The 26,168-nt window shown below is 70.7% G+C and carries 22 protein-coding genes and 3 tRNA genes; 14 read left to right on the forward strand and 11 right to left on the reverse strand.

All coding sequences use genetic code 11. The annotated features are described in order from the left end of the window. Positions 1 to 53 precede the first annotated feature (53 nt). Together ACFO6V_RS09145 and ACFO6V_RS09150 are read left to right on the forward strand one after the other, a co-directional pair. A complete protein-coding gene (locus tag ACFO6V_RS09145) occupies positions 54 to 710 on the forward strand; it encodes a hypothetical protein (protein ID WP_377134444.1) in 657 nt (218 codons plus the stop codon). Between the two features lie 158 nt (positions 711 to 868). Next, the gene (locus ACFO6V_RS09150; protein ID WP_377134446.1) at positions 869 to 1,306 is read left to right on the forward strand and encodes a hypothetical protein; all 438 of its coding nucleotides are present in this window, start codon (positions 869 to 871) and stop codon (positions 1,304 to 1,306) included. A gap of 117 nt (positions 1,307 to 1,423) precedes the next feature. Here ACFO6V_RS09150 and ACFO6V_RS09155 read toward each other — a convergent pair. The 3 genes from ACFO6V_RS09155 to ACFO6V_RS09165 form a co-directional block, all read right to left on the reverse strand. Then, positions 1,424 to 1,497 (reverse strand) — tRNA-Val (locus ACFO6V_RS09155). Positions 1,498 to 1,560: 63 nt separating this feature from the next. Next, complete coding sequence (locus tag ACFO6V_RS09160) at positions 1,561 to 2,052, reverse strand: peroxiredoxin (protein WP_377134448.1); 492 nt, start codon at positions 2,050 to 2,052, stop codon at positions 1,561 to 1,563. A gap of 21 nt (positions 2,053 to 2,073) precedes the next feature. Further along, the gene (locus ACFO6V_RS09165; RefSeq protein ID WP_357504485.1) at positions 2,074 to 2,481 is read right to left on the reverse strand and encodes a DUF3052 domain-containing protein; all 408 of its coding nucleotides are present in this window, start codon (positions 2,479 to 2,481) and stop codon (positions 2,074 to 2,076) included. A gap of 437 nt (positions 2,482 to 2,918) precedes the next feature. Between ACFO6V_RS09165 and aceE the strand changes: the two genes are divergently transcribed. Continuing rightward, a complete protein-coding gene (gene aceE, locus ACFO6V_RS09170) occupies positions 2,919 to 5,669 on the forward strand; it encodes a pyruvate dehydrogenase (acetyl-transferring), homodimeric type (protein WP_377134451.1) in 2,751 nt (916 codons plus the stop codon). Positions 5,670 to 5,760: 91 nt separating this feature from the next. Here the strand turns inward: aceE and ACFO6V_RS09175 are convergent, their stop codons facing one another. Next, positions 5,761 to 6,450 carry a tetratricopeptide repeat protein gene (locus tag ACFO6V_RS09175; RefSeq protein ID WP_377134453.1) on the reverse strand — a complete coding sequence of 230 codons (690 nt, stop codon included), beginning with the start codon at positions 6,448 to 6,450 and terminating at the stop codon, positions 5,761 to 5,763. 99 nt (positions 6,451 to 6,549) lie between these two features. Between ACFO6V_RS09175 and ACFO6V_RS09180 the strand changes: the two genes are divergently transcribed. From ACFO6V_RS09180 to ACFO6V_RS09210, 7 genes are all read left to right on the forward strand, one after another. Beyond that, entirely contained in the window at positions 6,550 to 7,863 is a 1,314-nt protein-coding gene (locus tag ACFO6V_RS09180) for a PucR family transcriptional regulator (protein WP_377134455.1), read from the forward strand. Between the two features lie 119 nt (positions 7,864 to 7,982). Then, positions 7,983 to 8,969: an ACP S-malonyltransferase gene (locus tag ACFO6V_RS09185; protein ID WP_377134457.1), complete on the forward strand. Its 987-nt coding sequence runs from the start codon at positions 7,983 to 7,985 to the stop codon at positions 8,967 to 8,969. Next, on the forward strand, positions 8,966 to 9,967 hold the full coding sequence (locus ACFO6V_RS09190) for a beta-ketoacyl-ACP synthase III (RefSeq protein ID WP_377134460.1): 1,002 nt from the start codon (positions 8,966 to 8,968) through the stop codon (positions 9,965 to 9,967). Before ACFO6V_RS09185 ends, ACFO6V_RS09190 begins: the two co-directional genes overlap by 4 nt. 127 nt (positions 9,968 to 10,094) lie before the next feature. Next, complete coding sequence (locus ACFO6V_RS09195) at positions 10,095 to 10,343, forward strand: acyl carrier protein (RefSeq protein ID WP_116676165.1); 249 nt, start codon at positions 10,095 to 10,097, stop codon at positions 10,341 to 10,343. A 130-nt stretch (positions 10,344 to 10,473) separates the two neighbouring features. Continuing rightward, positions 10,474 to 11,718: a beta-ketoacyl-ACP synthase II gene (gene fabF, locus ACFO6V_RS09200; protein WP_357449694.1), complete on the forward strand. Its 1,245-nt coding sequence runs from the start codon at positions 10,474 to 10,476 to the stop codon at positions 11,716 to 11,718. A gap of 156 nt (positions 11,719 to 11,874) precedes the next feature. Beyond that, positions 11,875 to 12,360 (forward strand): peptide deformylase, encoded by a 486-nt coding sequence (gene def, locus ACFO6V_RS09205; protein WP_377134464.1) that lies wholly within the window; start codon positions 11,875 to 11,877, stop codon positions 12,358 to 12,360. Positions 12,361 to 12,638: 278 nt separating this feature from the next. Continuing rightward, positions 12,639 to 13,136, forward strand: coding sequence for a DUF3145 domain-containing protein (locus tag ACFO6V_RS09210; RefSeq protein WP_357449700.1), 498 nt, complete (start codon positions 12,639 to 12,641; stop codon positions 13,134 to 13,136). Between the two features lie 40 nt (positions 13,137 to 13,176). Here the strand turns inward: ACFO6V_RS09210 and ACFO6V_RS09215 are convergent, their stop codons facing one another. The 3 genes from ACFO6V_RS09215 to ACFO6V_RS09225 form a co-directional block, all read right to left on the reverse strand. Beyond that, positions 13,177 to 14,148 (reverse strand): HTTM domain-containing protein, encoded by a 972-nt coding sequence (locus ACFO6V_RS09215; RefSeq protein ID WP_377134467.1) that lies wholly within the window; start codon positions 14,146 to 14,148, stop codon positions 13,177 to 13,179. Continuing rightward, positions 14,145 to 15,053 (reverse strand): DUF5819 family protein, encoded by a 909-nt coding sequence (locus ACFO6V_RS09220; protein ID WP_377134469.1) that lies wholly within the window; start codon positions 15,051 to 15,053, stop codon positions 14,145 to 14,147. The genes ACFO6V_RS09215 and ACFO6V_RS09220 overlap by 4 nt, the downstream gene beginning before the upstream one ends. 86 nt (positions 15,054 to 15,139) lie before the next feature. Next, the gene (locus ACFO6V_RS09225) at positions 15,140 to 16,378 is read right to left on the reverse strand and encodes an RtcB family protein (RefSeq protein ID WP_377134471.1); all 1,239 of its coding nucleotides are present in this window, start codon (positions 16,376 to 16,378) and stop codon (positions 15,140 to 15,142) included. Positions 16,379 to 16,539: 161 nt separating this feature from the next. Between ACFO6V_RS09225 and ACFO6V_RS09230 the strand changes: the two genes are divergently transcribed. Then, positions 16,540 to 16,613 (forward strand) — tRNA-Ile (locus ACFO6V_RS09230). Between the two features lie 81 nt (positions 16,614 to 16,694). On the opposite strand, the gene ACFO6V_RS09235 is transcribed toward ACFO6V_RS09230, so the two are convergent. Continuing rightward, positions 16,695 to 19,769 (reverse strand): pectate lyase family protein, encoded by a 3,075-nt coding sequence (locus ACFO6V_RS09235; protein ID WP_377134473.1) that lies wholly within the window; start codon positions 19,767 to 19,769, stop codon positions 16,695 to 16,697. A 265-nt stretch (positions 19,770 to 20,034) separates the two neighbouring features. Then, a complete protein-coding gene (locus ACFO6V_RS09240) occupies positions 20,035 to 21,039 on the reverse strand; it encodes a M15 family metallopeptidase (RefSeq protein WP_377134475.1) in 1,005 nt (334 codons plus the stop codon). A gap of 255 nt (positions 21,040 to 21,294) precedes the next feature. Here ACFO6V_RS09240 and ACFO6V_RS09245 point away from each other — a divergent pair, with 255 nt between their 5' ends. Then, entirely contained in the window at positions 21,295 to 21,864 is a 570-nt protein-coding gene (locus ACFO6V_RS09245) for a hypothetical protein (protein WP_377134477.1), read from the forward strand. Here the strand turns inward: ACFO6V_RS09245 and ACFO6V_RS09250 are convergent. Then, entirely contained in the window at positions 21,853 to 22,974 is a 1,122-nt protein-coding gene (locus tag ACFO6V_RS09250) for an N-acetylglucosamine kinase (protein WP_377134479.1), read from the reverse strand. The two genes, ACFO6V_RS09245 and ACFO6V_RS09250, sit on opposite strands and share 12 nt — an antisense overlap. A 249-nt stretch (positions 22,975 to 23,223) precedes the next feature. On the opposite strand from ACFO6V_RS09250, the gene ACFO6V_RS09255 reads away from it, so the two are divergent. Continuing rightward, positions 23,224 to 23,296: transfer RNA gene (locus ACFO6V_RS09255), tRNA-Asn, on the forward strand. A gap of 138 nt (positions 23,297 to 23,434) precedes the next feature. After that, entirely contained in the window at positions 23,435 to 25,231 is a 1,797-nt protein-coding gene (locus ACFO6V_RS09260) for a P-loop NTPase fold protein (RefSeq protein WP_377134481.1), read from the forward strand. Here ACFO6V_RS09260 and ACFO6V_RS09265 read toward each other — a convergent pair. Next, on the reverse strand, positions 25,203 to 26,168 hold the full coding sequence (locus tag ACFO6V_RS09265; protein WP_377134483.1) for a helix-turn-helix transcriptional regulator: 966 nt from the start codon (positions 26,166 to 26,168) through the stop codon (positions 25,203 to 25,205). The two genes, ACFO6V_RS09260 and ACFO6V_RS09265, sit on opposite strands and share 29 nt — an antisense overlap.

The raw sequence follows: 26,168 nt of genomic DNA on the forward strand, positions 1-26,168 counted from the left end.
ACCGAACGGTTTCTCGTTGACCGCGGCTACCTGCCGCTGGCACGGTTGCCCGCATGACAGCCCTGCGTGCCGAGCCGGTGATCGAGGTCCTTGGCGACGACACGTTCGACCTGTGGCCCGTCGTCGGGCGCAAGGGCTTCTGGTATCAGGCCTTGCACGGCGACATGTCCGACGCCGAGGTCGGGACAGCAGTGCACCAGGTCTTGCGCTGGTTCCACACTGACGAGAAGGGCGACGAGGCAGCAAACCTCGCCGTCTACCTCGGACGGGCACTGGGCCCGCACGATCCGGGTGACGCCCAACCGATCGCGATGGGCGGTCTGCGGTTCATCGAGACGAGCACCGGAATCTCGATCACGCCCGGCTGTTGCTACTCGATCGACGAGCGCTCCGAGATTTTCGACGTGCTTGAGGGGAGCCTTCCGGGGTGCTGGCTCGGACACAGCCCCGACGCTGGGGTCACCCTGCGCGACGGACTCGTCGAGATCGTGCAGGACGCCGAGGACCCGGCCCGGCCCATCTTCCGGGTCGCCCCTGACGAGGCCCGCGCCGCCCTCGCACAGGCCGAGGCGGACCTTGACGGGTTTTGTAGCAAGCTCGCACCCTGGGCAGCTGCTCATGCCCCGATGCACGCCGAGCTGCTGCCCGACGCCGTCGCACACGCGCTCGAAGCCGGACCGTACCGGCTCGCGCGCTCCGAATCGCACTGATGCGCCCGCCGCAACGGCCCTGGCTCGGGACAGTCGAGATTCGCACCTACCTGCGCACCTCTCGTCGAGCAGACTTCTCACCGATCGAGGATGTCGCCCGTTCACGACACGCAACAGACCTGACTGGTGGGGTGCGGCTCGTCGTGAACGGACGAGTGATGATCGACCTGGACCAGTGGACCGACACAGACTGGTTATGGGCATCGTTCGCGCAGATGGTCCAGACGTTCCACCGTGGCGGGTCGTACGCGGCGACCTGGTTTCCCGACGCACCCGTCCGCTTCATGATCGGCGCGCAGCGGTCGAGCATGGTCTGCCTCGCTTATGAGGGGCACAGACGCCGCAGAGCTGTTGCGGACAAGGACGTGTTCTTCGAGGCGTTCTGTCGGGCCGGGATCGACTATGCCGACAACGCCGAACGCCTCGGGCACTCCGTACCCGACGTCCGAGAACCGCTGGTCGAGGCGCTCGACGGGCTCTACGCCGCCGAGCCATGGCCCAAGGTGAGCCCTGGCTGCCTCGGCCGGCATCCCGACGCGATCGCTGCCGAGGCCGAGGCCCGAGCAGTCCTCGGCGTCTCTCGCCTCGGCTGGTAGGCACCCTCAGAGCAGGCCGGACTGCATGGTCGAAGCGGACCGAACAAGACCCGCCACAGCCCCGAAACGAAGGATGACGCGGGACATCGATCAACGATGTCCCGCGTCATCCCGAGGTGGGCCCAGAGGGACTCGAACCCCCGACATCCACGGTGTAAACGTGGCGCTCTAACCAACTGAGCTATGAGCCCTGGCAGCGGACCACAATACCTGGCCCCGGCCCCGAACCAGGTCAATTTTACGAACTGACCGGATCAGATCTCCACTACCGCCCGCCGGTAGTCCTCCAGGTCGCGTGCCTGACCCCGCGGGTTGACCACGCACCAGCGGACGATCCCGTCGGCGTCGATCAGGAACGTGCCCCGCAGCGCGATCCCCGAGCTCTCGTCGAAGACCCCGTAGTCGCGTGCCACCTCGCCGTGCGGCCAGAAGTCGGAGAGCAGGTCGAACTGGTAGCCCTCCGCCGCCTGCCACGCCTTGAGCGTGAAGACGGCGTCCGTGGAGATGACGAGCAGCCGCACGCCGGCGGTCTCGAAGTCCTCGATGTTGTCGCGCAGCTCGCACAGCTCGCTGGTGCACGTCCCGGAGAACGCGAACGGGACGAAGACGACGAGCACCGGCGTCCCACGCAGGTCCGACAGCGTGGTCGGGGTGCCGTGCGTGTCAGGGAGCGTGAAGTCGGGTGCGGGGTCACCCGGCTTCAGCGACTCCGTAGGAGCGGTCGACGCGGCGGCGGACTCGGTCACGGCTTCAGACCTGTCGCGCCATCACTTGCCGCGGCCCCGGTATGCGAGTCGGGTCGCCGACCAGTCCTCCGCGATGGCAAAGGTGCTGGTGGTCTGCAGGCCGGCGGTCGTGGCGGCCTCCTGGATGTCGCTGTGGCCCACCTCGCCGTCCCGGCCGGGCTTGGGCGTGAAGATCCAGATGATGCCGCCGTCGTCCAGCACGGTCAGCACATCCACGAGTGCGTCGGTGAGGTCTCCGTCGTCCTCCCGCCACCAGAGGATGACGCCGTCGGTCACGTCGCCGAAGTCCTCGTCCTCCAGCTCGCTGCCGATGATCTTTTCGATGTCCGCCCGGAGTGCGTCGTCGACGTCGTCGCCCCAGCCGAACTCCTGCACCACCTGGCCGGCCTCGAAACCGAGGCGCCCGGCGCCCTGGGTGTCCGTGCTCACTTGGTTGATCGTCCCTCTCTCTGTCCGGCACTCGCAGCCGGGTCGTATGCGTGTCTGTCCGACCCTACGCGGGCCCTCCGTCGCCAAAGGTAGTGCACGCACCCCGGCCATGCCTCGCAACCAGGTCGCGTGGTGTCTTTTTGATGAATCGATGAGACCTCGGCAACGCACGAGTCATGCACTCAGTCTCATCATTGCGATACCCCGTATCAATAAAGGCGCGAACCGGTACAGACGTAACGCAGATCACGCACTCTTGACCGCCCTATGGTGTGAGCGCACGCTGTGAGGGGACAGAATGGCTAGGACCACCTGTGCGTGGGCGTGCACAGTCGCAACCCCAGCTGTGGCGACGCTACGCCGACGCGACGGGTCCTGACGAGGCGGCGAGGAGCGCGAACCGCGACCCCGCCGCGCGACACCGAGAGAGGTTGCTGGTGGCTTCGTTTGACGAGACCGGACCGCTGATCAACGGTCTGCTCAGCGCCGTACCTGACATCGACCCGGCCGAGACCGAGGAATGGGTCGAGTCCTTCGACGGGCTGATCGACGACAAGGGCGGACCCCGCGCCCGGTACGTCATGCTCAACCTGCTCCGGCGGGCGCGCGAGCGGAATGTGAGCATTCCCGCGTCGATGGCGACGCCCTACGTGAACACCATCGGTGTCCACGAGGAGCCGTACTTCCCGGGCGACGAGGCCATGGAGCGGCGCTACCGCTCCTGGATCCGTTGGAACGCGGCAGTCATGGTGACCCGCGCACAGCGCGAGGGCCTCAGCGTCGGTGGGCACATCTCCTCCTACGCGTCCGTGGCGACGCTGTACGAGGTGGGCCTGAACCACTTCTTCCGGGGCAAGGACCACCCGGGCGGCGGTGACCAGATCTACTTCCAGGGCCACGCCTCCCCCGGCGTCTACGCCCGGGCGTACCTCGAGGGTCGCCTTACCGCGGACCAGCTCGACGGGTTCCGCCAGGAGAAGTCGCACCCGGGTGGCGGCCTGCCGTCCTACCCGCACCCGCGCCTCATGCAGGACTTCTGGGAGTTCCCGACCGTCAGCATGGGCCTCGGCCCGGCGTCGGCGATCTACCAGGCCTGGACCAACAAGTACCTGCACAACCGCGGGATCAAGGACACCAGCCAGCAGGACGTCTGGGCCTTCCTCGGCGACGGCGAGATGGACGAGCCCGAGAGCCGCGGCATGATCCAGCACGCCGCCCAGCAGCAGCTGGACAACCTGACGTTCGTCGTGAACTGCAACCTGCAGCGCCTCGACGGCCCGGTGCGCGGCAACGGCAAGATCGTCCAGGAGCTGGAGGCCCAGTTCAAGGGCGCCGGCTGGAACGTCATCAAGGTCGTCTGGGGCCGCGAGTGGGACACCCTGCTCAACGCCGACAAGGACCGCGCGCTGGTCAACCTGATGAACGTCACGCCCGACGGTGACTACCAGACCTACCGTGCGGAGTCCGGCGCGTTCATCCGCGAGCACTTCTTCGGGCGCGACCCGCGCACGAAGGCCCTCGTCGAGAACATGACCGACGACGACATCTGGAACATGAAGCGCGGCGGGCACGACTACCGCAAGCTCTACGCGGCCTACTCCGCGGCGCGCGCGCACACCGGCCAGCCGACGATCATCCTGGCGCACACCGTCAAGGGCTACGGCCTGGGCTCCGGCTTCGCCGGCCGCAACTCGACGCACCAGATGAAGAAGCTCAAGGGCGACGACCTCAAGACGCTGCGCGACTCGCTGCGCATCCCGATCTCGGACGCCGAGCTCGAGGCCGACCCGTACCTGCCGCCGTACTACCACCCCGGGGCCGACGCGCCGGAGGTCCAGTACATGCTGGAGCGCCGCCGTCAGCTCGGTGGCTTCGTACCGGAGCGCCGGACCGTCGCGAGGACGACCCTCAAGCTGCCCGAGGACAAGACCTACGAGCTGCTGAAGAAGGGTTCCGGCACGCAGCAGATCGCCACGACCATGGCGTTCGTGCGGCTGCTCAAGGACCTCTTCAAGGCCAAGGACTTCGGCAACCGCATCGTGCCGATCATCCCGGACGAGGCCCGCACCTTCGGCCTCGACTCGATCTTCCCGAGCGCCAAGATCTTCAACACGCTCGGCCAGAACTACCTCGCCGTGGACCGCGAGCTCATGCTGAGCTACAAGGAGTCCGAGTCCGGCCAGATCATGCACACCGGTATCAACGAGGCCGGTTCCGCCGCCGCGTTCCAGTCGGTGGGCACGTCGTACGCCACGCACGGCGAGCCGATGATCCCGGTCTACATCTTCTACTCGATGTTCGGCTTCCAGCGCACGGGCGACCAGTTCTGGGCGGCCGGCGACCAGATGACGCGCGGCTTCATCATCGGCGCGACCGCGGGCCGCACCACCCTCACGGGTGAGGGCCTGCAGCACGCCGACGGGCACAGCCCGCTCATCGCCGGCACGAACACGTCGATCGTGCAGTACGACCCTGCCTACGGGTACGAGATCCGGCACATCATGCGCGACGGCATCGAGCGCATGTACGGCGACGGCTCCGACGGCCGCGACCAGGACGTCATGTACTACCTCACGGTGTACAACGAGCCCATGGTCCAGCCGGTCGAGCCGGAGGACGTCGACGTCGAGGGCATCAAGCGCGGTATCCACCGCATCTCGGTGTCGGACGCCGAAGGCCCCAAGGCCCAGCTCCTCTCCTCCGGCGTGGGTGTGCCGTGGGCGCTCGAGGCGCAGCAGCTCCTCAAGGAGGACTGGGGTGTCTCGGCCGACGTGTGGTCGGTGACGAGCTGGAACGAGCTGCGTCGCGACGCCCTGGCTGCCGAGCACGACTCCCTGGTCAACCCGACGGCGCCCGTGCGCACGCCGTACGTCACGGAGAAGCTCTCCGGCGCCCAGGGGCCGTTCATCGCCACCAGCGACTACGACCACCTGGTCCCCGACCAGATCCGCGCCTGGGTCCCCGGTGACTACGCGGTGCTCGGCGCCGACGGGTTCGGCTTCTCCGACACCCGTGCCGCCGCGCGGCGGTTCTTCCTCATCGACGGCCCGTCGATGGTGGTCCGGACGCTGCAGGTCCTCGCCCGTCGTGGCGAGGTGCCGACCGACGTCGTCGCGAAGGCCGTCGAGAAGTACCGCCTGCTCGACGTCACCGCCGGCACGTCCGGCACCGCGGGCGGCGACAGCTGACCTCCGGGTCCGCGAAGTAGAGCGCCTGTCCGGCTCTCCCCTGGGTCACCCCGGGGAGAGCCGGACAGGCGCTCTACTTCGCGGACGGGGTCTATCTCGGCGGGGTCTGCTCCGCTGCGGTGATCGCCTTGTCCAGCTCGTCCCGCAGCGACCTGACCGCCTTCGTGTCCGGGTGCATCTCCAGCGCCCGCAGGTGCTGCCGGGCCTCGAGCACCCGGTCGGCCTCGAGCGCGGCGAGCACGAGGTGCTTCCCGACCACCGGGGAGTGCTCCTTCACGCGCCAGTGCCCGATACCCAGGCCCAGGGCCTCCACGGGCATCCCCGCATCACGGAGGATCGCCAAGCCCTCCACCAGCGCCCGACCGTCAGGATCACGTTCGGCGGCCGTGGTGAACCGCCGGACGGCGCCCTCCGGGTCGTCGGCCAGCGACAGCCGGCCGAGCTCGATCAGCGGGTACCAGCCGCGTGGATGCCCGGCCAGCTCCTCGGCCAGCGCCCAGACCGCGAGGTCCGCCTCGCGCTGCTTGGACTCGGGGATCTCGTCGGAGTCCCGCAACGGGTCCTCCAGCGTGGGGTCCTCGGCGGCACGGCGGCGCACGATCTCTGCCAGAGCGCCGAAAGCCTCTTCGTTGTTCGGATCGTCGGTCAGCTGGGCGCGCAGCGCGTCCTCGTGTCCCGCGTCCCCTCGTCGGGGCGCCGACGGCGACGGGCGGCGAGCACCGACCGTGGACGCAGACAGGGGCCGACGGATGAGGCGGCGGAGCCGATGCATCAGGGCCATGCCTCGACCCTACAGTTTTCCTCCCCAACTCACTGGGATCACCCTGCCTTGAAAGTCCGTTTGTGGACTCCCCACAACTCGGACTCGTATGCTGCCAGGGTGCCAGCAACTCGACGGGGCGCGCGAACCAGCGCTCAGAAGACCGACCGGGAGGCCGGGCCGGCAGCCGACCGCGGCGGCAGCCAGGACCCTGGCCAGGACGCTCCGGCGCCCGTGACCGCGACGCCCGTGACGGAGCCCGCCACGGAGACGGCAGCGACCGACCCCGCCGGGTTCCCGATGAACCTCCAGCGCGTCCGCGAGGCCAGCGGCCTCCTCACCGCCGCCGCGATGCGGCGGCTGGACGAGGACCTCAACTGGTACCGCGAGCTCCCCGCCGAGGACCGCTCGTACGTGGGCCTCGTCGCTCAGGCCGGCATCAACGCGTTCACCTCGTGGTTCACCGATCCGGACCGGCCGCCGCACGGCGTCAGCGAGATCTTCGCCGCGGCACCCACCGAGCTGACCCGCTCCATCTCGCTGCAGCACACCCTGCAGCTCGTGCGCGTGGTGGTCGACGTCGTCGAGACGCACTCCGACCGGATCGCCGCGCCCGGCGGCGAGCGCGACCTGCGCGAGGCGGTCCTGCGCTACTCCCGCGAGGTCGCGTTCTCCGCGGCCGAGGTCTACGCCCGCGCCGCCGAGTGGCGCGGCGCCTGGGACGCCCGCCTCGAAGCCCTCGTGGTCGACGCGCTCGTGCGCGGCGACGGCGACGACTCGCTCCGCTCGCGCATCTCGGCGCTCGGGTGGAGCGGCCGCGGCAACGCGCTCGTCGTCGTAGGCCTCGCCACCGAGCAGCTCGACGAGATCCGCACGGCCGAGATCCGCCGCGTCGCCCGGCGCGCCGCGGGCGACGCCCTCGTCGGGATCCACGGCGACCGGCTCGTCCTCGTGCTCGGCGGCGAGGGCGACCTCGTCGCCGCCGCCACGTCGCTCCTGAGCCGCTTCGGCATGGGCCCGGTGGTGATCGGCACCCAGGTGCCCAGCCTGACCGACGCCGCCCGGTCGGCCCGGTCCGCGCTCGCGGGCCTGACCGCCGCCCCGGCGTGGCCGCAGGCGCCCCGCCCGGTCATGGCTGACGACCTCCTGCCCGAACGCGTGCTGACCGGCGACTACACCGCCCGCGCCACGCTGATCGCCCAGGCTTTCACCCCGCTGCAGGACGCCGGCGGCGCCGTGCTGGAGACCCTGTCGGCCTACCTGGGCACCGGGCGCTCGCTCGAGGCCGCGGCGCGTCATCTGTACGTTCACCCCAACACGGTGCGCTACCGGCTCCGCAAGGTGTCGGAGATCACAGGGTGGGACCCGCTCGACGCCCGCGAGTCGTTCGTGCTGCAGGTGGCCCTGGCACTGGGCCAGCTCGGCCGCGGCTGACCGTCTTGTCCTGAATCTTCGCCGGGGCCAGCACCTTGTAGGTTCCCCACAAGGGGCCTCTACCAGGTTGGTACAGGTCGCGACGTCCTGCGGGCTCTCCGGGTTGGCAGAGTGGACGCGTGCTCGCCGTCGTCTGCCCTGGACAGGGCTCTCAGACCCCCGGGATGCTCAGCGACTGGCTCGAGCTGCCCGGAACCGAACAACGCCTCGCCGCAGCATCCGAGGCCTCGAACCTGGACCTGGTGGCGCACGGAACGACGTCGGACGCCGACACGATCCGCGACACCGCCGTGGCCCAGCCCCTGATCGTCACCACGTCGCTGCTCGCGCTGCGCGCCCTACTGGACGGCCGCGCTGCCGCCGAGGTCGTCGACGTCACCGCTGGTCACTCCGTCGGTGAGCTGTCCGCGGCTGCGGTGGCAGGTGCCCTGTCGGACGACGGCGCGGCCGGCCTGGTCGCACGCCGCGCCCGGGCGATGGCCACGGCGGCAGCCGCTGCGCCGTCGGGCATGAGCGCCGTCGTGGGCGGCGACCCGGACGAGGTACTGGCCGCGATCGAGGCCGCCGGCCTGTGGCCCGCCAACGTCAACGGCGCGGGCCAGACCGTCGCGGCCGGCGCGCTGGAGAACCTCGCCAAGCTGGCCGAGAACCCGCCGACCCGCGCCCGAGTGATCCCGCTGCAGGTCGCCGGCGCGTTCCACACCCCGTTCATGGACGCGGCGCGCGCCGAGTTCGAGCCGGTGGCCCTCGGCTGGGACGCCACCGACCCGACGCTGCCGTTCCTCGCGGACCTCGACGGCACCGCCTACACGGGCGGCGCCAACGGCCACGGCACCGGCGCCGACGTGCTGCGCAACATCGCGGGCCAGGTCACGGCGCCGGTCCGGTGGGACCTGATCATGACGAGCCTCGCCGAGCGCGGCGTGACCGGCCTGCTCGAGCTGGCCCCGGGCGGCGTCCTGACGGGCCTCGCCAAGCGCGGCCTCAAGGGCGTGGAGACCGTAGCGGTGAAGTCGCCCGCCGACCTCGATGCGGCGCGCGCGCTCATCGCGGCACACAGCACTGTCCTTTCCAGCGGCACGAGCGCGACCGGAGCAGACCAGTGACCATCCTGCAGCAGGCCCAGCCCACGCAGTTCTCGCGGATCCTGGCGATCGGCGGGGAGCGCGGCGAGCTCGTCGTGACCAACGACGACATCGCCGGTCCCATCGACTCCTCGGACGAGTGGATCCGCCAGCGCACCGGCATCGTCACGCGCCGCCGGGCAGGCGCGGACAAGGACGTGCTCGACCTGTCCGAGGCCGCCGCGAACAAGGCGCTGGAGGCCGCGGGCCTGACCGGCGCCGACATCGACGCCGTCATCCTGTCGACGATCACGCACATGCACATGACGCCGTCGGGCGCCGCGATCCTCGCCGAGCGCATCGGCGCGACGCCGGCCGCCGCCTACGACGTGTCGGCCGCGTGCGCCGGCTACGCCTACGGCATCGGCCAGGCGGACGCCCTCGTGCGCTCGGGCCTGGCCAGGCACGTGCTGGTGATCGGCGCCGAGAAGCTCAGCGAGATCATCGACCCGACGGACCGCTCCATCTCGTTCCTGCTGGGCGACGGCGCGGGCGCCGCGATCGTCGGCCCGTCGGACACCCCGGGCATCGGCCCGACCGTATGGGGTTCGGACGGCGCCAAGGCCACCGCGATCCGCCAGACGCACTCCTGGACCGAGCTGCGCGAGGACCCCTCGCTCGGCTGGCCCACGCTGCGCCAGGACGGGCCCACCGTGTTCAAGTGGGCGAGCTTCCAGATGGCGCCCGTCGCGGAGAAGGCGATGGCCGAGGCAGGCGTGACCGCCGAGGACATCCAGGTCTTCATCCCGCACCAGGCCAACATGCGGATCATCGACCAGATGAAGAAGCAGCTCGGCCTGCCGGATACCGTGGTCATAGCGCGCGACATCGCCGAGACCGGCAACACGTCGGCGGCGTCGATCCCGTTGGCCGCAGAGCGCCTCCTCGCGGAGGGGCAGGCCAAGTCGGGCGACCTCGCCCTCCAGATCGGGTTCGGCGCGGGACTCGTCTACGCCGCGCAGGTCGTGGTGCTGCCGTAGCCGCATGCGGCGGGTCGTATCGAAATGACCCGCCGTGCATTCCGGTCGCGAGATACGCCAAGATCTGACCAGCAAGACTCCGGTGCCCGACGGCGCCGGTGACCGTTACGAAAGATAAGGAAGTCCCATGGCCAACACGGACCAGGAGATCCTCGAGGGCCTCGCCGAGATCGTTGCCGAGGAGACGGGCCTCGACAAGGCCGACGTCCTGCTCGAGAAGTCCTTCCAGGACGACCTCGACATCGACTCCCTGTCGATGATGACCATCGTCACGCACGCCGAGGACAAGTTCGAGGTTCGCATCCCGGACGAAGAGGTCAAGAACCTCTCGACCGTCGGCGACGCAGTGAGCTTCATCAAGGGCGCTCAGGCCTGAGCCGCCCCCCGACGGCGGCGGCGCGGCCCCTGTTTCACCGGGCCCGTGCCGCCGTCGGGCACTCGCTGCCCACGAGGTAGCACCCTTTCGCACCTGCCCCCTTCGTCCCACCACTCCCGGGAGCATCATCATGTCCTCCGCACGCGAAGTCGTCGTCACCGGCCTCGGCGCCACCACACCCCTCGGCGGGGACGTGGCATCCACGTGGGAGGCCGCACTCGCCGGTGTATCTGGGGCGCGGACCCTCGAGAACGACTGGGCAGAGAAGTACGGGATCCCCGTGACCTTCGCCGCCACCATCAAGGTGGACCCGGCAGAGGTGCTCTCCCGTCCCGAGACCAAGCGCATGGACCCGTCCGCGCAGTACGCGATCGTCGCGACGCGCGAGGCATGGGCCGACGCGGGCAGCCCCGAGATCGACGGCGACCGGCTCGGCGCCGTGGTGTCGTCCGGCATCGGCGGCATCCAGACCATCCTGGACGGCTGGGACACGCTCCGTGAGCGCGGCGCCCGGCGCATGCTGCCCATGACCGTCCCCATGCTCATGCCGAACTCCCCGTCGGCCTACGTGTCGCTCGAGCTCGGTGCCCGCGCAGGCACCCACGCACTGGTGTCCGCGTGCGCCTCGGGTGCAGAGGCCGTGGGCTACGCCGTCGAGATGATCCGCTCCGGCCGCGCCGACGTCGTCGTCGCCGGCGGCACCGAGGCGGCTATCCACCCGATGCCGCTCGGCGCGTTCGCTGCCTCGCGCACGCTCTCGCTCCGCAACGACGACCCGCAGCGGGCCTCGCGCCCGTACGACGTCGACCGCGACGGTTTCGTGCTCGGTGAGGGTGCGGCGGTCCTGGTGCTGGAGAGCGCCGAGCACGCCGCCGCCCGCGGCGCCCGCGTGTACGCCAAGATCAGCGGCGTGGGCCTGTCGTCCGACGCGTACCACATCACCTCTCCGGACCCCGAGGGCAAGGGTCAGGTCGCTGCCATGCGCTTCGCGATGCAGGACGCCGGGGTGACCGCCGCCGACATCGTGCACGTCAACGCGCACGCCACCTCCACCAAGGTGGGCGACCTCACCGAGACGTCCTCCATCCGGACGCTGCTGGGCTCCGAGGCCGACCACGTGCTGCTCTCGGCGACGAAGTCCATGACGGGCCACCTGCTGGGTGGTGCGGGCGCCATCGAGTCGCTGTTCGCGGTCAAGGCGATCTCCGAGCGCCTCGCCCCGCCGACGATCAACGTGGACAACCCCGACCCGGAGCTGCAGGTGCCGCTCGTGCGCGACGAGCCGGCGAAGCTGCCCGGTGGCGACATCGCCGCCATCAACAACTCCTTCGGCTTCGGCGGGCACAACGTCGCCCTGGTGGTCCAGAACCACTGACCCCGCCCGCGGGTCAAGCACGTGTCAGGCGCTCAGGTCACCCAGGTGACCTGAGCGCCTGACACGTGTGCCGGTGGTCGAGCCTGTCGAGACCAAGCGCCACGCGCGAGTCCGTCCTGCCCGCGCCCCCTCCGTCTGACATGGGAGAATGTCCGCATGGCAATGCGTGAGATCCGTGTGGTTCCCGACCCAGTACTGCGCACCCCGTGCGACACCGTGACGACTATCGACGACCGCGTCCGCAGCTTGGTCGCGGACCTGGTCGACACGGTGGACGACGAGGGGCGTGCCGGACTGGCCGCCAACCAGATAGGCGTCTCGCTGCGGGCTTTCTCGTGGAACATCGAGGGCGAGATCGGCTACGTGATCAACCCGCGCATCGTCGAGCTGGGTGACGAGCAGCAGGACGGCGGCGAGGGCTGCCTGTCCGTCCCGGGCCTCTGGTACCCCACGGTGCGCGCCAACTACGCCAAGGTCGAGGGCATCAACCTGGACGGCGAGCCGATCACCGTGGAGGGCACCGGGATCATGGCCCGCTGCCTCCAGCACGAGTGCGACCACCTGGACGGCATGGTCTATCTCGACCGCCTCCAGAAGGAGACGCGCCGCGCGGCGATGCGGGAGCTTCGCGCGCGCCTGTGAGGGTCTGACCGCCCTGTTTGATACGTGCCACGCCCTGTGGGATCAATCTCAAGAAAGTCCTAAGGGGCACTAGTGGTGGTGCGGCTTTTTAGGCAAGAATGTGCCGCACGAACTCGTCGTACGTGGTGATTAACTCGACGCCTGCGCGCCGTTTCGCCTCGCATCTCGTCGGCGGATCGGGCAGTATGTGGTCCGAAGCACCGCTGTGCAGCCGACCACAGCGTCACCGCCCTGGTGAGGACGTAGGGGAAGACGTACCTCGACCCAGGGAGGAAGACATGGCCGGTGTCATCACGCGGGGTGTGCTTTTTGTGCACTCGGCGCCTCGTGCCCTGTGCCCCCACATCGAGTGGGCAGCGGGGAACGTACTTGGCGTGCGCGTATCCATGGACTGGACCGCGCAGCCCGCGGGACGTGGTCTGTACCGTGCCGAATATTCGTGGCAGGGCCTGCAGGGTACGGGCGCCAAGCTCGCGTCCGCCCTGCGCGGTTGGTCCCACCTCAGGTATGAGGTCACCGAGGACGCGAGCAACGGGGCCGACGGCGCCCGCTGGTCGCACACCCCCGACCTCGGCATCTTCCACGCCATGACGGATGTACACGGCAACGTGGTGGTCCAGGAGGACCGCGTCCGTGCGGCCCTGGAGCTCGCCGACCCGCGTGCCATGCGAGACGCCCTGGACCTCGCTCTCGGCGCGGCGTGGGACGACGAGCTGGAACCGTTCCGCTACGCGGGCCTGGGCGCCCCGGTCCGCTGGCTCCACCAGGTCGGCTGACCTCACTTCGCCGAGGTAGAGCGCCTGTCCGACACACGCTCTATCTCGCGGGCCTTTGGCCGCCGAAGTAGAGCGCGTGTCGGACAGGCGCTCTACTTCGGCGAGTGAAGCTCGCATCCCTCAGGAAGACGCAGTCGCCGGCCATCATGAAGAGCGAGAAGAACGGTAGGCCCATGACGACGGCGATGGCCGCGTGCATCAGCAGCGCACCGGTCACCGCCACCGTCCGCAGGTGCCGGTGCAGCAGGAGCAGCGGGAACGTGAGCTGGAGCGCGAGCGTCCCCCAGGTCGCCGCCGCCACGAGCCAGCCGCTCCCGGCGATCAGGTCGGCCACCGCCGGCCACGGCCGGAACTGCGGTAGGAGCAGCGGGTAGTACACGGCCGACCCGTCGCGCCACTCCGCGCCCTGCAGCTTGAACAGCCCCGACAGCACGTACGCCAGGCAGATCTGCGCGCCCGTCGCGAGCACTGCCGCGTTGTGGGCGAGGTTGCGGGCGGTGCGGGCTGGGTCGTCGCGGGTCGAGTCGTCGCGGGCAGGCCCGGGACCGCTCCCCCGCCGTCGGGCATCGAGCGACCAGCGGGCCGACGAGTCCGCGAAGCAGAGGTAGACCAGCAGGATGCGCGAGATGTTGTGTCCCTGGTCGGCGATCAGCGGGTTGATCGCGGTCAGCGCGGTCCAGCCGACCAGCAGCAGCGGCACCGTCCAGCGGGCCCGCCAGCCCACCGCGACCAGGGCCGCCACCAGGAGCAGCGCCAGGCAGGCCTGCGTGAGCAGCAGGTCGCCGGGGAGCGCCTGCCCGCCGAGCGGCGTCGTCCAGCGGGCGCCAGCGCCCCACAGCGCGTCCCGCGCCGGGAAGTTCACCGCTACGTACCCGCCGATGCCCAGGCCGAAGAGGATGCGCATCAGGGCGACGCCGTAGGTCGCGTGGGCGGACTCGGTCATCCAGCGGACGCCGTCGTCGAGCAGGGTCGTCAGGGAGCGCGCGGCAGGCAGGGCGAGCACACGAGTCACGGGGCGCCCCCGTCGTCCGCCGGGGACTCGTAGCGGAGCGCGTCCCATGCGCTGCGGAACGCGGCATCGTCCTGGCCCGCGACGGCGTACGGCGGGCGGGCCCCGACGGTGAGCCCGTCCGGTCCGGGCCGCACCTGCGCCCCGTGCCGCGTGACGCCGTGGCGCACCACCTTCGCCTGGACGTACATCAGGGCCCGGCCTGGCCTGCCGGCGCCGCTCGCGGGGCCGCCCGTGGCGCCGTCGGCCCGCAGCACCTGGGTCGCGTAGGCGGCCAGGGCGCGGTCCTGAGCGAGATATTCATCGACGACGGCGGGTGGGGCGCCGTCGTCGAGCAACGCGGCCCGTAGGGCGGGCCAGGGCTCGGGCGGTATCCGCCTCGGGGCCGGGCCGGCCGCGGGCGACCGCAGGACGACGAGCCGCGCCTTCTCGGGCAGCTTGAGGTACGCGGCGCGAGCGTCGGAGGCCAGCCGGCGGGCCGGCCGCTCGGTCGCCGCAGGGAGCAGGTGCCCGGTCAGGGCACGGGCCTCCACGGCAGTGGTGTCGATCCAGGGCCCGGGCAACAGGGCGCCGTCGCTCCCCCGCTCGTACATGCCGCGGACCTGCAGCGTGTACTCGACGTGCAGGGGCGACGGCGCGAAGATCGACCAGCTCTGCGCGAAGACCGGCGTCATGTACGCGGCCAGGGCGCTGGTCCTCGGCGGTCCGGCCGTCCCGTCGTCGGGCCGGCCGGTCAGGAAGCCGGGCGCCGTCCACAGGAACGTGGCGGCGAAGTGCGTGAGTAGGAGCGCCCAGACCCCGATCACCACAAAGCGCACGCGCCGGGAGACGGCGGGAGCGGCGGGTGCCGTTCCCGACGGCTCTGCCGAGAGGGAGCCGGCGCTCCCGGCATCCTGTGCGGTGCTCACCGCGCACAGGTTGCCAGAGGCACCGGCTCCCGTTCCAGCCCGTCAGTTCCCGCCCTGCCGCCCGGGCCCCCGGCTTGCGACCGCGGTCAGCCCTTCACGCAGAGCACCGTCCGCAGCCGGGCCACGACCTCCACGAGGTCGGACTGCGCCGCGATCACCGCGTCGAGATCCTTGTAGGCGCCGGGAATCTCGTCGAGCACACCCCGGTCCTTGCGGCACTCGACGCCCTCGGTCTGGGCGGCGAGGTCGTCGAGCGTGAACTCCTGCTTGGCCCGGGTCCTGGACATCCGCCGGCCCGCGCCGTGCGACGCCGACCAGTACGACTCCGGGTTGCCCAGGCCGCGCACCACGTACGAGCCGGTGCCCATCGACCCGGGGATGAGCCCCAGGTCGCCCTTGCCCGCCCGGATGGCGCCCTTGCGGGTGACGATCAGCTCCTCGCCGTCGACCTGCTCGCGCGCCACGTAGTTGTGGTGCACGTTCACGCCCTCGTCGAAGGTGAGCTCGCGGCCGCCGTCGGACATCGCCGCGAACTCGTCGCGGACCGCCTGGACGGTCAGGGCCATCATGACCGCGCGCGACCTGGCCGCGTACTCCTGCGCCCACCAGAGGTCGTTGAGGTACGCGTCCATCTCGGGCGTGCCGCCGAGGAACACGGCCAGCTCGCGGTCCACGAGCCCCACGTTGTGCTCGAGGCGCTTAGCGATGCCGACGTGGTGCTCCGCGAGCTCCTTACCGATGTTGCGCGAGCCGGAGTGGAGCTGGAGCCAGACCTGATCGGACGAATCCAGACACAGCTCTACAAAGTGGTTGCCGCCACCCAGCGACCCGAGCTGCTTGCGCGCTCGCGTCTCCAGCTGCCGCACCTTCGGGTTCAGTGTCTCGAACCTGTCCCAGAACGCCTGCTCGCCCCGCAGCCGCTCCTGTCCTCCCGAACCCTTCACGGGCCGCAGACGACGCAGGTCCACCTGCTCGCCGTGCGCGTGGAACCCGACGGGGACCGCGGCCTCGATGCGTGCCCGGAGGCGCGAGAGGTCATCCGGCAGGTCGGGGGCGGTCAGCGAGGTGCGGACGCCGATCATGCCGCAGCCGATGTCGACGCCGACGGCGTTCGGCGACACGGCGTCGCGCATGGCGATCACGGAGCCGACGGTCGCACCCTTGCCGAGGTGGACGTCGGGCATCACGCGCACGCCGGCCACCCACGGCAGGGCCGAGATGTTGCGCAGCTGGTTCAGCGCAGCGTGGTCGACGTCGTGCTCGTGCGCCCACATGAGGGTCTGGGCCCGGGCGCCCGACAGAGCGACCGGGAAGTTCGAGGACATGGCATTGCTCCAGTTCTTTGGGGTTGGCTCGCAGAACCTAAGGGCGGACGCCGAGGGGGCGCCAGGACATTTCGGCGCGCCGGTGTCCAGGGCCGCGTAGGTGTGCCCGCATTCCCTGCTCCAGGCAGTAAGATCCTCCCGCGGCTTCGTGCTGCGGACCGGCCCCGTTAGCTCAGTTGGTCAGAGCAGGAGACTCATAATCTCTCGGTCACAGGTTCAAGTCCTGTACGGGGCACCGATCGTCGCGGAACACAGCAGCGGCCCGGATCCACACGTGGATCCGGGCCGCTGTTGTTGCGTTGGTACCGCCGTCAGGTCACAGGTTGACGGCGGTGCCCCCGATCGTCACCGCGAGGCGCCCGTCGGACGCGAAGGACCAGCTCAGGGAACCGGAGTACTGCGCGCACCGGGACCCGTTCGAGCCGGCGTACCACTGGTTGCCGCCCGCGTCGTTGCCGATGATCCGGTCGTTCGACCCGCTGTTGCAGGACGTGTTGTTCCGGAACGTCGAGGAGCCGCCGTCGAAGTTGAAGTTGCGCTCCGTGCTGCCGATGCTCAGGTTGTTCTCGACCGTCAGCGAGCCGAGGTTCCGGTTGTAGCCGAACCCGTGCTTGCCGTTGTCGAAGGCGATGCTGCGCTTCACGATGTGGTTCACCGCGATGTCCTCGCCGCCGAGCTTGTAGCCGTTGCGGTCGCCGTTGCCGGCCTGGCCGCCGTTGGACAGGGTCCCGTTCTCGTAGGAGAGCGAGTCCTCGATGGTGACCGCGCCGATCGCGCCGGTGTCGGACTTCGTGTACAGGTCCCAGCCGTCGTCGATGTTGTTGTGGGCCACGGTGTACCGGAAGACGTTGCCGGTGCCCACGGTGAGCTTCGGCGCGAACCCGTCGGCGTCCTCACCGTCGGAGTCGACGTTGTCGTGCGACTCCGAGGACACGATGAGGTTGTTCGCGGGCCAGTCGGCCCGGGGCGCTCCCGCGGTGTAGCGGGAGAGCTGGAGCCCCGAGTCACGGTTGTGCCGGGTGACCACCCGCTCGATGACGTTGTTGTCGCCACCGAGGAGGATGCCGTTGTCGCCCGCACGCTCGACGACGATGCCGCGCACGTGCCACCAGTCGCCACCGATCGCGAGGCCGCGGTTGGCCGGGTCCTCGCTCTGCGCCGAGAAGTTCAGCACGGGCCGTTCACCGGCGTACGCGAAGATCTCGGTGCGGTTGCCCGACAGGCCGTTCTTGCCCGGCGGGATCGCGATCGTCTGCGAGTAGTTGTAGGTACCGCCACGCAGGTAGATCGTGCCGCCGGCGGCGATCCGGTTGATCGCCGACGCGAGCGTCGTCGGGTTCGCCAGGGTCCCCGCGGCGCTGTCCGTACCACCGGGCGCGACGTACAGCGCGTCCCCGACGGGCGGCTCGGTGGTGCCCCCGGTCGGAGCCTCGACGTAGTCGATGTTCGCCAGACCACCCGAGTTGGTGGCGACGAGCCTGATCGTGTTGGCGCCCGCGACGAGCGTGGCCGGGAGGGACTTGGTGGACCAGGTGTTCCAGGCGCCCGTCGGCTCGAACGAGACAGCCTGGACCCTGGTGCCGTTCACGACGAGGTCCGCCGTGCGTGCGGTGGTGCCGCCGTTGGCGAACCGGACCGCGAGGGTCGTGGCCCCTGCGGCCCCGTTGCCCACGTTGACCTGCAGCGCCGCGCCGGACGCGTTGGTGGTGTTGCAGAACCCGGTGCCGGAGTAGCCGGAGTGGTTCGTGTCGATGGTGCCGCCGCAGGTTGCCGCGGACGACTCGGCCTCGAACCGCTCCACCGCGGCGACTGCCGACGCCTCCATAGTTCCAGCGGAAGCGGCCGACGACCCCGCGTACGTCTCGAACTCGGCCACCTGGGGTGTGCCGCTCGAGCTCGTGATCTCGAAGTTGATCTTGGTCAGCGACGTCGCGGCGAAGCTGACGGCCCTCGCACCGCTGCCGGTCGCGAGGACCGTGCCGTTGTCGTTGTTGACGATGCGCCACGAGCCGATACGGCCGACCGCGCCGGAGGCCTCGCGGATGTTGACGCTGGACACCGTCTTCGCGGAGCTCCACTTGACCGAGACGCGTCCGGTCGAGCCCGAGGGTGACCAGTAGGTGCCGGCGTTCCCGTCGAGCACGTTGCCGTAGCTGGTGCCGCTGGCCTTGCTGGAGCCGTCGGCGCCCGCGCCCAGGCTCAGGTTGGTTCCGGTGGGCGGGTCCGTCGGGTCCGTCGGGTCCGTGGGGTCGGTCGGAGTCGGGTCCGGGTCGGGGTTGGTCGGCGTGCAGCTGCCGTCCGAGACCCGGTTGCCCTTGTTCGCGCCCGCCGTCTGGCTCACGACGGACGGCACGCAGCTGGCGGCGTCCATCGGGTACGAGTACGGGATGCTGACCGAGGTGTTCGACGTCGGGTTCGGGCCTGCCGGGTTGTGGTCGCCGCTGCGCGGGGACCAGGTGACGTTGTCGAAGACGTTGCCCGCGACCTGCCAGTAGCCGGCCTGGTCGGTGTAGAACGTGCCGAGCACGTCCGTGGAGTCCTCGAAGTAGTTGTTGTCGACCTTCGCCCTGGCCCCGGCCCGCGAGTTGATCCCGGACTCCACGATGCCCGTGTAGTGGTTGTTGTAGACGTGCGCGATGCCACCACGCAGCAGCGGCACCCGGGAGTTCAGGTTCTGGTACAGGTTGTGGTGGTAGGTGATGAAGCTGTTCGAGACGTCGGTCTCGCTGGAGCCGACCAGCCCGCCACGCTCGGAGTTGCGCATGATGCTGTAGGAGAGCGTCACGTACTTGGTGTCGTTCTTCATGTCGAAGAGGCCGTCGTAGCCCTCCGACTCACCGCCCGAGGCGATCAGGTTGACGTGGTCGACCCAGACGTTCCGGACGCCGCTCTCCATGCCGATGGCGTCGCCGCCGTTGGACGTGGGCGAGCCGGACTTCTTGACGTTCTGGACCGTCACGTTCTGGATGATGATGTTGCTGGACTCGCGGATGTGGATGCCGATCTGGTCGAAGACCGCGCCGCTCCCCACGCCGATGATCGAGACGTTGCTGATCTGCTTGAGCTCGATCACGCCGGATGCGGTGCTGCACCCCGGGCCCGAGACCTGGCTCGTGTTTCCGTGGTTGATGGTGCCCGAGACCTCGATGACGATCGGGGTGCTCTTGGTGGCGCGGTTGCACAGCGCCGTATGGATCGCGGTCCCCGTGCTCGCCCGCACCGTCTGCCCGCCGGCGCCGCCGGTGGTGCCGCCGTTCTGGGTGGCGAAGCCCGTTGCGCTACCTGTCGCGGCGGCCGCGTCCGGGACCGACTGCGCGGTCACCCCGATCGTGACCGCGAGGGTCAAGGCTGCCACCGCCGACAGGAGCTGTGCTGCTCTTGGTCTTCTCATCGTCGTTGCCTCACGTTCGTCGTTGAAAGCGGGACGTTGCTGTGGTTCTTCGTGCGACGTGGAGCTCCGGGACACGCCCGCCCCGACTCTGGAGCGATCCGCCGGGTGATACTGACCCCACGTGGGTAACCGGTTTCCCGGAACCTAGCAACCGGTTTCTCAGATGGCAACCCCTTCGGGTATGCGGATCTGGGAATCACCTGGGATTCAGGGGTGAGGCGTCACGAGACCCGGTGTCACGGGGCCGACGGCGTACGCCCGGGCGTTACGACCCTGCGCCGACGAGGACCGACTCCCAGTGCCACGGCTCCGGCATCCGGCCGCGGGGCTCGGCCCAGTCCGGGTGGGTCCAGCCGTAGGTCTCGGCGTGCTGCTTGAGCCAGTTGTACTGCTGGGTGCCGAACGTCTGGACCCCGCCGCCGATGTCCACCGCGAGCCCCAGGCCGTGGGTGGAGCAGCCGGGCGGCGCGGCCGTCGGCGACGCCGGGTCGTACAGGGCGTCCTGCGACTCGTACGTGCGGTAGGACGAGTTGATCGTCAGGTGCTCGCCGAACGCCTCGCTGTAGGCCGCGTCGAGCTCGACGAGACCCTGCAGCACGTCGGAGCGCACGAGGTGCGTGGGCGCCCACGGGAGCGCCGCCAGCGCGGAGCTCGGCACCTTGCCGCTGTCCGGGTCCCACACCTGGTCCGGCCAGGGGCAGGTGATCGCGTCCTGCGCGTCCGTCAGCGACTGCGTGGCGAGGGTGAGGGCCGAGCGGTTCGTGCTCAGGTCGGTGGCGGCCTTCTCGAGCTCCGTCAGGTCGGCACCGGCAATGGCGTCGTTCGCGGCGGCGTCGACGGCGGCGAGCGTGTCGATGGCGGCCTGCAGCTGCGCCCGGACCGCGTCGTCGACGCCCATGCCCTTCGTCGCCGTGTGGACCTTCTCCGCGCGGGCCTGAGCGCTCGTGACGCCCTTGCGGGCGGCCGTGACCTGGCTGCGCGCGAACTCGACCATGGATGCCTCGACGGCGGCCGACGCGGCCCCCAGGGAGTCCCGGGCGTCACCGGTCCCGGTCAGGAGCCGGGTGAGGACCGGTTCCGCCAGCACCGTCTCGGCCTCGGCGATCTGCGCGGAGAGGCCGTCGCGCGTCGTCTCCTCGGCGACCTTGCCGTCAGAGGCTGCCAGCAGCTGCTTCGCCGTGGTGCTCTGGGTGGAGAGGTCCGCCGTCTCCTCCGCGGCGTACCAGGCGAGGCCGCCACCGCCCATCGCGAGGACGACCACGAGCGTCACGACGATGACCGTACGCATGCTCCGGCGACGGCGGACCTTTGCCTCGCGCCGCTCTCTCGCGGTCCCGCCGGGCTTCACGTCAGGGGGATCGACATGAGGCATGGCGTTCGTCGAGGTCACGAGGCCAGAACTTACGTCACTGAACGCCTCGGGGCTGACCGACCAGCGGGTGAACTATGGGCCGGGCGGGACGGAGCCGGGCGCCGCGGGATCAACGTCGTTCGTGCGCCCGGTCTGCGGTACTACGGTGGAGGCATGGGGTTCCGATCATGGTTCGGGCACGGCCCGCAGCAGGCCGTTCGCCGTACCGTCCGCTCGCACCGCACCGGCCCTGTGCTGGCGCAGGCGGCGCTGGTCACGTCCACCGGTGAGGCGTGGGCTTTCGCGACGCGCGCCGAGCTGCTGATGATCTCCGCGCCCGAGGTGGCAACCGGCCAGGGCGACGCCGAGTCGCGGGGCGCGCCGTCCGTCGTCGTGCAGCGCGAGTGGTCCGACGTCGACCGGGCGACCTACGACACGGAGTCCAACGTCATCCAGGTGCACTGGGTCGACGGCGACGAGCCGACGCCGCTCCCCCTCGACGACCGGCGCTCCGTGCTGCCCCAGGTGCTGCGTGAGCGGGTGCAGTGGTCGGTGGTCCTCGCGGAGCCGGTCAAGCTGCCGGGCGGGCGTTCCGCTCGTGTGGCGGTCCGACGTCGGGCGGACGGCGAGCTGTTCTCCCAGGTGATCGGCGGAGGCGACGTCGACCTGGCCGATCCGGGCACGGCCGGCGCGATCGACGCGGCCGAGGCCCGGGTGCGCAGCGCGGCGGGACTACCTGCCTGAACCCGCGCGCAGGGTGACCGGGTCGCCGTCGGGCAGCTTCTTGCGCCGCCGGGGCGCCCTGGCGACGGTAGCGGTCTCGAACGGCTCTGCGGCGAGGTCGGGCGTCCCCATCCGGACCGACAGGAACGGCCGGTTGGACGGCACGCCCTCCGGGGTCTCGAGGAGCCGCCTGGCCAGCACGAGGGCACCGTCCAGGGGCTCCCCCGCGGCGTCGACTATCTCGACGTCGGGGCGGACGTCGGTCAGGTGCGACATGACCAGGGCCCGCAGCTCCGGGACCTTGGTTATCAGCTTGCCCGTCGTCGCGACCCGGGGCTCGACCCCCGGGTGGCTGAGCGCCGCGCGCAGGGTGTCCGCCAGCCCTCTCGCGGCCGCCGCGCGGATGGCGACGCTCGTGGGGTCGCCGGCCCGTGCCGCGGCCAGCACGCTTCTGGCGAACCCGGCCAGCAGGCTGAGCGCGTCCGGAGTGCTGTCGAGAGTGATCCCGTGCCGCTGACGGCCGAAGTGCCGCTCGGAGGCCCGGAGCAGGACCTGCGAGGCGCCGTCCTCGCGGCCGTCGCGAGCCTTGTTCGCGGCAGCGAGCCCCTCGCGGCCGATCCATCCGCCGCTGCCCTGGTCCCCGACCAGGTATCCCAGCCCGTCCGCGAGGTACCAGCGCGCGTACTCGTCGACGGCGACGCCGACCGCACCCGTGCCCACCACGAGCACGGCGCCGCCACGCCCGCCGAGGGCGCCCAGGTGCGCCGTCACGGCGTCGGTCGACACGGCGGTCCGTTCGGTGCCCAGGCTGTCGGCCAGAACGTCGTGGAGGGCGTAGGGATCGAGGCGACCAGCCCGGTCCATGGCCATCATCCCGCGGAGCCCGACGGCAGCCGCCGCGATCCGCGGCGTTCCGGCGCCGGCCTGTGCGGCGTCGAGCTCGCGCATCAGGTCCTGGCAGAGCCCGCGGACGACGTCGGGGGCGTCGGAGCGCCCGTCCACGACATGGAGCGGCGGGCCTTCGACGCGGATATGCGGTCGGCCGGGCCCTGGGCTCGCGGCGGCGCGCGAACCTGTTCCGCCGAGGTCCAGGCCGACTACCCAGGTGTCCTCGGGCGGAGGATCGGTCACCCTCTGGGTGTCTGCTGCCCGCACCCGAAGATGGTGGCACAAGACGGCGGCGAACGACATGGCAGGCCCCCGATCTCGCCCCGGAACGGCGTGTTGTCCGGCATGTCGATGGGGTGGGTCCAGGCGCCGGTGCGGACGGGTCGCCGACCTGTGACCGAGCCCTCCGAAAACACGACAGGACTACCCGCCAGAACCTGTTAGAGTTTTCACCGGTCGCCCTCCCGGTGCACGGGACTGGGGCGGACGCATTCCCGCGTAGCTCAGCTGGCAGAGCATCCGACTGTTAATCGGACGGTCGTTGGTTCAAGTCCAACCGCGGGAGCCGAAACGAGGCCCTGAATCCCTTCTTGATGTGGGGATTCAGGGCCTCGTCGTTTTCGCCGCCGACCCTGATGACCCGGCCCGGCGAGGCGCCCAGCCGATGCGCTAGCGTGCGTCCCTAATGTCCAGCTCAGGAAGATTGACCTCGACCGCCGTGCGCGACGACCTCGGGTTACGGCCCCACGTCGAGGCCCTGGCGCACCTCCTCACGTCACGCACGGCACCGCCGTCGTACGCCGTGGCCGTCCTGGGCGAGTGGGGCGGCGGCAAGTCCGCGTTCCTGCGGCGCCTCCAGATGCAGATCGAGGCACGGGCCGCCTCGGGCGACCCGGAGGCCGTGGCGTCGGTGCGGGTCGTCCGGTGGAACGCCTGGGCGCACGGTGAGAGCTCCGTACTGGTCGGGATCGTCGCGAAGGTCGTCGCCGCGCTGCCCGGCGAGGACGTGAGGGGACGCCGTCGCGGGCCGCTCGATGCCAAGCGGCGGGCCAGGCAGCGCACCGCGACGACGAACCGGGCCGAGCGCATGCGTGCGCGAGCTGCCCGGCTCGGTCGCGAGATCGGGACCGCCAAGGACGCGAGCTCCTTCGTCGCTGCCCTGCACAAGGCCCGGGTGCTCCTCCTGCTGCCGTGGGCGCTGCTGCGCAGCGGATGGCGCCAGGCTCTGCCGCTCGTCGTCGTGCTCGTGCTCGCCGGACTGGTCGCCGCCGGACTGGCGCTCCTCCCCGTTGTCGCGCCCGATGTCGCAGCCTGGCTCGCCGAGTCGGGCACCTGGGTCAGCGGGCTGCTCGCCTCCTCGGGCGTCGTGGCGGCGCTGACGGCGCTCGTCGCCGGCTACCGCAGCCGGGTGGCCGAGCTGGACCCTGCGCGCACCGGCGTGATCGGCACTCTGTCGCAGCTCGTCCTCATGACCTTCGACCAGGAGCGGGCCAAGGCGGAGACGCGCCTCGCCGAGCTCGACGCCGACGACGCCATCGACGGCCTGTCCACCCTCCTGCACGGCGACGACCACCAGGGCCGCCTGGAGCGCGCCCACGGGTTCGTCGGGAACCTGCGGGACGACCTCGGGACCTTCGCCGACCAGCTCGCCCAGGCCGAGGAGTACCTGCGGCGTCCGGGCGACACCGACGCCGACGGCCGGGTCGAGCGGATCGTGCTCCACGTCGACGACCTCGACCGGTGCCCGCCCGAGCGGGTCGTCGACGTGCTGCAGGCCGTCACGCTGCTGCTGTCGACGAGCCTGTTCGTCATCGTGGTCGCCGCCGACCCGCGGACCCTGCGGCACGCCCTCGAACAGGATGCCGCGGCAGCCACCCACCTGGAGGGCCGCGCAGCCGGGGCGCTCGACCACCTCGACACCCTCTTCCAGGTGCCCTACGCGCTCCCCCGCCTCGTGCCCCCGGTCAGCGGCCGCTACCTCCTGCGGACCGCCGCCGACCAGGGACTCCTACCGGTTGACCTGGCCCTCGACCCGGGCGACGACGGTGCCCTGGCCGAGCGTCCAGCGTCGAGCACCCTGAGCGCCCAGGAGGCGGGGCTCCTTGCTCTGGTCTGCGAGGCAGTGACCACGCCGCGGGCGGCGAAGAAGCTGCTCACGCTGTACCAGCTGGTCCGGTACGCGACGGGGCCCGACGACGACCTGCGGCCCGCCGCCCTCCTGCTGGCCCTGCTCGTGGGCGCGCCGGAGCAGGCCTCGCAGCTGCTCGGCGAGCTCGACGAGCACGCCGACGCGGTGCACCTCGCCGCGGTGATCGAGACCCTGAGCGGCAGGCATGCGGCCTTGGACCACGACCGGTGCGCCGCGTGCGCGGCCTGGCGGCGGATGCGCGACGTCACGGAGCAAGCGGTCACCGCGGGCGTCCCCGCTGAGGTGGGCAGCCACCGGGTGTGGGCGCGGGAGGTGGCGCGGTTCAGCTTCCACCTGACGGAGCGGCACTGACCCGGCGGAACCTCGTCGAGAGGCGATCGAACGCCGCTGCGAGCCCGTCTCCCTCGATCACCTCGATGTCGACGTCGAGCTGTGCGATCCACAGCGCGAGCTGGTCTGCGTCGTCGGCGCCCAGCACGACACGGCACGTGGACTCGTCGACCGCCTCGATGTCGACCGGGATCTGTATCTTCGCGGCGACCTCGGCGGCGGAAGCGTGCACGAGGATCCGGGCACGGTACTTCCAGGACCCCTTGCTGACGCGTCCGACGACGTACTCGACAACCTTGTCCTCCGGGATCACGCGCGGCGCGAACCGCGCACCCGTCGGTGCGTGGAGAGCCATGCGGTCGACCCGGAAGACCCGCCAGTCGTCACGGTCGAGATCCCAGGCGAGCAGGTACCAGAGCGGCCCCCAGCTCACCAGCCGCTGCGGTTCGGTGTGGCGCGCCGCTTCGCTGCCCCCAGGCTTCGTGTACCCGAACCGGAGCCGTTCATGGCCGCGGATCGCGGCGGCGACCCCGCCGAGCACCGGGAGATCGAGCGGCGGTTCGGCTCCCGGCACGGCGCTCGTCGCCTCACGTACCGCCTCGACGCGCCGGCGCAGGCGCGAGGGCAGCACCTGCTCCAGCTTCGCGAGCGCGGTGAGCGACGTCTCCTCGACGCCGATCCCCCGGGTCGCGACCGCGCCGAGCCCCACCGCTACGGCGACCGCCTCGTCGTCGTCGAGCAGCAGCGGGGGCATCGCCGTCCCGGCGACCAGCCGGTACCCGCCCGCGACGCCGGGGCGCGCGTCCACGGGATAGCCGAGCGACCGCAGCTTGCCGATGTCGGCGCGCACCGTCCTCGTGCTCACGTCGAGCCGGGCGGCTAGCTCGGAGCTCGTCCAGTCGCGCTTGAGCTGGAGCAACGACAAGAGCTCGAGCAGGCGGGCCGAGGTCTCCAACAT

It is taken from the genome of Promicromonospora alba (assembly GCF_042654905.1).
Lineage (GTDB): Bacteria > Actinomycetota > Actinomycetes > Actinomycetales > Cellulomonadaceae > Promicromonospora > Promicromonospora alba.